At 59.9% G+C, this 6,538-nt stretch carries 6 protein-coding genes; 5 read left to right on the plus strand and 1 reads right to left on the minus strand.

Features of this window, described 5'->3' with window-relative positions:
- Nucleotides 1-62 precede the first annotated feature (62 nt).
- The 5 genes from LEPOCDRAFT_RS02070 to LEPOCDRAFT_RS02090 are packed head-to-tail and all read left to right on the plus strand — an operon-like array spanning nt 63 to nt 5,110.
- Nucleotides 63-887, plus strand: coding sequence for a TatD family hydrolase (locus LEPOCDRAFT_RS02070; protein WP_043909858.1), 825 nt, complete (start codon nt 63-65; stop codon nt 885-887).
- 48 nt (nt 888-935) lie between these two features.
- Nucleotides 936-1,769: a spermine/spermidine synthase domain-containing protein gene (locus LEPOCDRAFT_RS02075; RefSeq protein WP_009453560.1), complete on the plus strand. Its 834-nt coding sequence runs from the start codon at nt 936-938 to the stop codon at nt 1,767-1,769.
- Nucleotides 1,766-3,496, plus strand: coding sequence for a GspE/PulE family protein (locus LEPOCDRAFT_RS02080; RefSeq protein ID WP_009453561.1), 1,731 nt, complete (start codon nt 1,766-1,768; stop codon nt 3,494-3,496). Before LEPOCDRAFT_RS02075 ends, LEPOCDRAFT_RS02080 begins: the two co-directional genes overlap by 4 nt.
- A gap of 8 nt (nt 3,497-3,504) precedes the next feature.
- Nucleotides 3,505-4,809, plus strand: coding sequence for a DUF3422 family protein (locus LEPOCDRAFT_RS02085; RefSeq protein WP_009453562.1), 1,305 nt, complete (start codon nt 3,505-3,507; stop codon nt 4,807-4,809).
- A 16-nt stretch (nt 4,810-4,825) separates the two neighbouring features.
- Nucleotides 4,826-5,110: a hypothetical protein gene (locus tag LEPOCDRAFT_RS02090; RefSeq protein ID WP_420806073.1), complete on the plus strand. Its 285-nt coding sequence runs from the start codon at nt 4,826-4,828 to the stop codon at nt 5,108-5,110.
- Between the two features lie 143 nt (nt 5,111-5,253).
- Here LEPOCDRAFT_RS02090 and LEPOCDRAFT_RS02095 read toward each other — a convergent pair.
- A partial coding sequence (locus LEPOCDRAFT_RS02095; RefSeq protein ID WP_009453564.1) for a TRAP transporter large permease occupies nt 5,254-6,538 on the minus strand: 1,285 nt, incomplete at its 5' end.

Genomic DNA, 6,538 nt, shown 5'->3' on the forward strand with positions numbered 1-6,538 from the left:
TTTCGTGCTGTGAAGATGTTGTCGAGTGCCGCAAGTATGCCCGCCGGACTTTTTTGGCTCCCATGAACCTGATCGATACCCATTGCCATCTGGATGCCGCTGAATTTGATCCAGACCGCCTGCGGGTCCGTGAACGTGCGCGTGCTGCGGGTGTCGAGTGCGTGGTGTTGCCCGCCGTGGATCTGGCCAGCTTTGATCCTGTTCAGGCTTGGGCGCATACGCACGGTGATGCTTACGCTTGGGGTATCCATCCGCTTTACGTTCTAAGGGCGCCTGAGGATGTGATGGACAGGGTGGCGGCTGCACTGGATCAAGCGCGACACGACCCGCATCTGGTCGCCGTGGGTGAAATTGGCCTCGATTTTTTCGTGCCGTGCTTGGATGCCGCTGCGCAGGCGCGCCAAGAAGCGCTGTGTGCGGCCCAGTTGGCGATGGCGGCGGAGGTGGATTTGCCGGTGATTCTGCATTCACGCCGAGCTGTGGACCGGTTGTTGGCCTTGTTGCGGCGCTCCAAGGTTCGCGCAGGGATTGCGCACGCGTTCAACGGCAGCGATCAGCAAGCTCACGCATTCTTGGATCTGGGCTTCAAGCTCGGTTTTGGCGGGGCGATGACCTTTGAGCGTGCCTTGCAACTGCGTCGGCTGGCGCGTTCGTTGCCAGACAACGCCTTCGTGCTGGAGACCGACGCGCCTGACATGGTGCCGCAGTGGCTTTACCGCACAGCTGCTGAGCGAGCCGCCGGGGCTGTGATGCGTAACGAACCCGGTGAGTTGTTGCGTATAGCGACGGTTTTAGCTGAATTGCGCGGTTCAACTGTGGCGGAGATCGCACACATCACCCAAGCCAACGCCTTGCACGCTTTGCCCAAGCTGGTCGGGCTGACGTAAGCTCGCGGCCTTTCCAAGCTGCCTCTTTGGCTCTGTTGCCTCTTGCCCATGGATCTTTTGAACGCGCGCCCGCGCAAGAAGAAAACCCCACCCGATGTTTTGCCCTCGGCCACCTTGTCTGAGTTTGACGGGGTGCGCTACTTGCATCTGGGCGACACGCCCTGGGTGCAAGGAGCCATGCGGATCCGCAAGCCCCAAACGCTTGAACTGGATTACGTGCAACGCATGATGGCGTGGTTGCTGCTGAAGCCGACGGCCGCTTGGGCCCAAGGGCACGTGGTGCAGTTGGGCTTGGGGGCAGCGGCGTTGACGCGTTTCAGCCATAGCGTGTTGCGCTGGCGTAGCACGGCAGTCGAATTGAATCCGCAGGTGGTCGCGGCTTGCCGGCAGTGGTTTCATCTACCGCCCAACGACGAGCGCCTGAACGTGGTGGTGGCTGATGCTCGCGCTTGGGTGGAAGACACCTTGAATTGGGACAGCGCCGATGTGTTGCAGGTTGATCTGTATGACCACGACGCGGCAGGTCCGGTGCTGGATGACGAGGATTTCTACCGGGCCTGTCACGCCGTGCTGACCGAAGGCGGGGTGATGGCGGTGAACCTGTTTGGCCGCTCGGCCAAGTTCATGAAGAGTGCCCGGCGCATTGAGGCGGTGTTTGGGGTGGGTCAAGTCTGGAAGATCAGCCCGACGGCCGAAGGCAACGCCATCGTTTTGGCCGGTAAAGGCGTGGATTGGCCAGAGCGTGATGAGTTACAGCGGCGTGCTGAAGCGGTGCGTGAGCGATTCCAGTTGCCTGCACCACCGTGGGTTCGTTTGATGCGGGTCTTGCCAACACCTCGGGCCGTGGTTGCTGTTGATGACGCTGAGGAGCTCATGACATGAGCGCGGCACCGGTGCCGGTGGGGCGTTTGCGTTGGGCCGATGTGCTGGACTGGCTGGTGCAAGACGGCTGGATTGCGGCGGTGGATCGGCCGGTGATCCATCAGCGGCTTTCAGCGGGGGTGAGCAGCTTGCATCCTTTGGTGCGATTGGGTTCTGCGGGCCTGATTCGGGTGGGCACCCAAACGCCGTTGGATACCGACGTGCTGCTGCGCTGGTTGGCCAAACGGGTCGGTTTGCCCTATTTGCGCATTGATCCGCTCAAAGTCGATGTCGCGCGGGTGACCGAGGTCATGTCGCTGGCTTACGCCGAAAAACGCCGCGTCTTGCCGGTCCAAGTGGGTCCCACGGAAGTGACCATCGCCACCTGTGAGCCCTTCGAGCGCGACTGGGTGGTGGAGATCAGCGCGCACACCCGCAAGAGCGTGCGCTTGGTCTTGGCGCATCCGAACGATATTGCCCGTTTCACTACCGAGTTCTACAGCTTGGCGCGGTCAGTGCGTCAGGCGCAGAAAACCGGCGAAGCCAACAGCGCCACCGTTAATTTTGAGCAGCTGGTCGAAATGGGCCGCCACAAGCAGCTCGACGCCAACGATCAGGGTGTTGTGCAAGTGGTTGACTGGCTCTGGAACTACGCTTTCGAGCAGCGCGCCAGCGACATTCACCTAGAGCCTCGGCGCGAGCAATGTGCGGTGCGATTTCGTATCGATGGCGTGCTGCACACCGTCTACCACCTGCCGCAAAGCGTGATGACGGCGGCTACCGCGCGCATCAAATTGCTGGCACGCATGGATGTGGTTGAGCGCCGTCGTGCCCAAGACGGGCGTATCAAGACGCGCAATCCGCGTGGTGAAGAGATTGAAATGCGACTGTCCACCTTGCCGACTGCCTTTGGTGAGAAGGTGGTGATGCGGATCTTCAATCCCGATACCGCCGTGCTGCCGGTCGAGGCCTTAGGGTTTTCCAGCACCGATGCGGGGCGCTGGGCCGATTTGGTGCGCCGACCGCACGGCATCATCTTGGTGACCGGCCCAACCGGCAGCGGCAAGACCACCACGCTCTACGCCACGCTTAAGCGGCTGGCCAGCGACGAGGTCAACGTGTGTACGCTCGAAGACCCGATCGAAATGATCGAGCCGGCCTTCAATCAGACCCAGGTTCAGCCCGCGCTTGAACTCGACTTCGCCAACGGCGTGCGCGCCCTGATGCGCCAAGACCCCGACATCATCATGATTGGCGAGATTCGCGACGTTGAAACGGCTGAAATGGCGGTTCAGGCCGCTTTGACCGGGCATTTGGTGTTCTCCACCCTGCACACCAACGATGCTGCCAGCGCGATCACACGCCTGACCGATCTGGGCGTGCCGACCTATCTGATCAAGGCCACCGTGATCGGTGTGCTGGCGCAGCGCTTGGTGCGGACGTTGTGCGCTGCCTGCAAACAGCCCGATGAGACCATGTCACGTGAACGCCTCACGGCTTTGCTAGGCTCCTCGACCGCGACGATCGCAACAACGGGTGGCCTTGGCACGGAAGCTGCGAAGCCGTTCCAGCCCTACCGTGCGGTGGGCTGCATCGATTGCCGTATGACGGGTTACCGGGGGCGTTGCGGCTTGGTGGAATTGCTGGTGTTGGACGAGCCGATGCGATCCCTGCGTCAAGCTGGTTTTGACAAGGTGGCCGAGGGCCTCACCAGTGCTGAAGAAATTTTGCGGGCCACGCCTGCGTGAATGAAAGAATGGATATGCAAACCGTGCATCCTCTGCGAGAGGCGCTTCACAACGAAGTCCACGCTCGTCCCTATGAGCGACTCTCGGCCCCGTTGGCCTTGACCCATGTGGGGTGGGCTCATGGCGATGGGGTGCTTGCCAAAGAGCATGTGAATCAGCTCCTGCGCCAAAAGAACTTGCCCTTGGCCTTGGATGATGCCAATCACATCAGTACCGATCTGGGTGGGGTGTTGTTGCGCTGGGAGAAGCACTCGGAATTCCACACCGCGACTTTTTGGCGTCCGATCACGGATGCGCCGAACGGGTTCGAGGCGGGTGTGCTCCCAGATGCGCCGCGTGACTGGCTCCAAAGCATGCCGGGCCAGTGGTTGATTGGCTTGCACGTGTTGGTGCTACGGCAAAGCGAGGTGCTGCCTGACGCATCCGGGTCAGATCTCGTTTCTGCTTTGGTCCGGCGCACACTGGATGAAAGCACGCTGGTGGCAGCACGGGTGATGGACGGTCAAGTGGTGGTCTATACCGACTTCCGTTTGCATGCTGATGGTTTCGGGCGTTGCATCTTGGTGGTGGATGACAGTTTGAATCCGCGTCGGCTGGGGCGTGCAGTGCAGCGGGTTCTCGAAGTCGAAACCTATCGCATGATGTCTTTGTTGGGTTTACCGGCTGCGCGTGAGGTGGGTGGGGCTCTGGTGTCAGCGGAGCGTGAATTGGCTGAGGTGGCGGAGCAGATTCGTTTTGCCCAGAAGCAGCAAGAGCCGGACTTGCTGCGGCGTCTGACGCACTTGGCGGCCCAAGTCGAGAGCTTGTACGCACGCACGCACGCGCGTTTTTCGGCCAGTGCAGCGTACTTTGAGTTGGTTCAGCGGCGGATTCAAGAACTGCGCGAAGAGCGGATTCATGGTCTGCAAACCTTGGGTGAGTTCATGGATCGGCGTTTATCGCCGGCCATGCAAACGTGTGCTTGGGCGGCACGACGTCAGCAGGCTTTGTCAGAACGTATCTCACGCACCAGCAACTTGCTGCGGACCCGGGTGGAAATTGAGCAGCAGCAAAGCAGCCAATTCCTGCTGGACGCCATGAATCGGCGTCAAGAGGCGCAGCTTTTGTTGCAAAGCGCGGTCGAAGGCTTGTCGGTGGCTGCGATCACCTATTACGGCACGGGTTTGGTGGGCTATGTCGTCAAGGGTTTGAAATCTGCGGGGTTGCCGATTTCGCCCGACATGGCCATTGCCGTGGCGGTTCCTCTGATTGCTGGGGTGGTTTGGCTGGGGTTACGACGGATGCATCACAAGGTGATGGCGGGCATTCATTGAGGCCAATTGAAACAAAATGTTATTTTGCGTCAACGCATCACGCAGCCTGAGCGTTGATCCCCATGAGTCTTTTGCTCGTCAATATTCAAATTTGGAGTTTTCCATGACCAAGATCGTCGCTGCCCTGATCGCTTCCATGTTCGCTTTCGGCGCTTTCGCCGCTGACGCTCCTAAGGCAGCTGCTCCCGCTGCTTCTGCTGCTGCTAAGCCGGCTGCTGAAGCTGCTTCGAAGCCGGCCAAGAAGGCCAAGGCTCACAAGGCTAAGAAGGCTGAGAAGGCTGCTTCTGCTGCTTCGAAGTAAGCACGCATCACAGCCCTTTTGGGCTGTTGAGCAAAAAGCCCCGCATCGCGGGGCTTTTTTACGTCGGTCGTCGGTGAATGACGACCGACAGCGAACTCACTTGGAGCCGCTAGCCGCACTGGGTACGGCATCAAACAGCTTGTTCAGATCGTTGTCCTGCTTGGCTTCGGCAGCCGGTTGGAATTCGATTTGAACGTTGTCGATGTTGACCTCTTCTTTTTAGCAAGACCGCCTGACATCAGATTCGGGAACGCGATGATCAGCGCGACCATGATGATCTGAATCAGGACGAAAGGCACCGAACCCCAATAAATCTGGCTGGTCGTGACCTTGGGGATGCTTTGGCCCGTGAGGCGGTCTTTGTAGTCGTCATGAGGTGCGACGCTGCGTAGGTAAAACAACGCAAAGCCGAAGGGCGGGTGCATGAAGGAGGTCTGCATGTTGACCGCCAGCAGCACACCAAACCAGACCAAATCAATGCCGAGCTTCTCGGCCACGGGCCCGATCAGCGGCACGATGATGAAGCTCAGTTCGAAGAAGTCCAAGAAGAACGCCAGCACGAACACCAAGATGTTCACCACGATCAGGAAGCCGAGTTGACCGCCGGGCAAGCTCGTAAGCAGGTGCTCGACCCATTTGGGGCCATCCACGCCTTGGAAGCTCAAACTGAAGACGGTGGAGCCGATCAGGATGAAGACCACGAAGGTTGAGAGCTTCATGGTTGAGTCCATGGCCTGACGCAGCAGCTTCAGGCTGAGACGCTGGCGGGCCACGGCCATGATCAGCGCCCCCACAGCACCCATCGCACCGCCTTCCGTCGGTGTGGCGATACCGAGGAAGATGGTGCCGAGCACCAAGAAGATCAGGGCCAGCGGTGGGATCAGCACGAAAGTGACGCGCTCGGCCATCTTGGAGAGCAGCTTCAAGCCGGTGACTTTGTTCAGCACCGACAACGCAAAGGCGATGCCTACGCCGATGCACATCGACACCACAATCAGCTCATCGGTCGGGGTGGTCTCGGGGCGAGAGTAAGCAAAAGCCACGGCACAGGCGGCAGACAGCAGGGCCAAAAGACCCAAGGATGGCAAACCCGAGTTGCCGTTGTCTTCGCGGATGGTGCGCGCTTCCTTTGGCAAGGCCGGCACCCAAGTGGGGCGAATGAAGCTCACCAGCAAGATGAAGCCCACATACAGACCCGTCAGCACGAAGCCGGGAACGAAGGCGCCTTTATAGAGATCACCCACGCTCTTGCCGAGTTGGTCGGCCATGATGATCAGCACCAGCGAAGGCGGAATGATCTGCGCCAAGGTGCCAGAGGCGGCGATCACGCCTGAGGCCACGCGCCGGTCGTAGCCGTAGCGCAGCATGATGGGCAGCGAGATCAAACCCATCGAGATCACCGAGGCGGCCACCACGCCCGTGGTGGCC

Source organism: Leptothrix ochracea L12, from assembly GCF_000262525.1.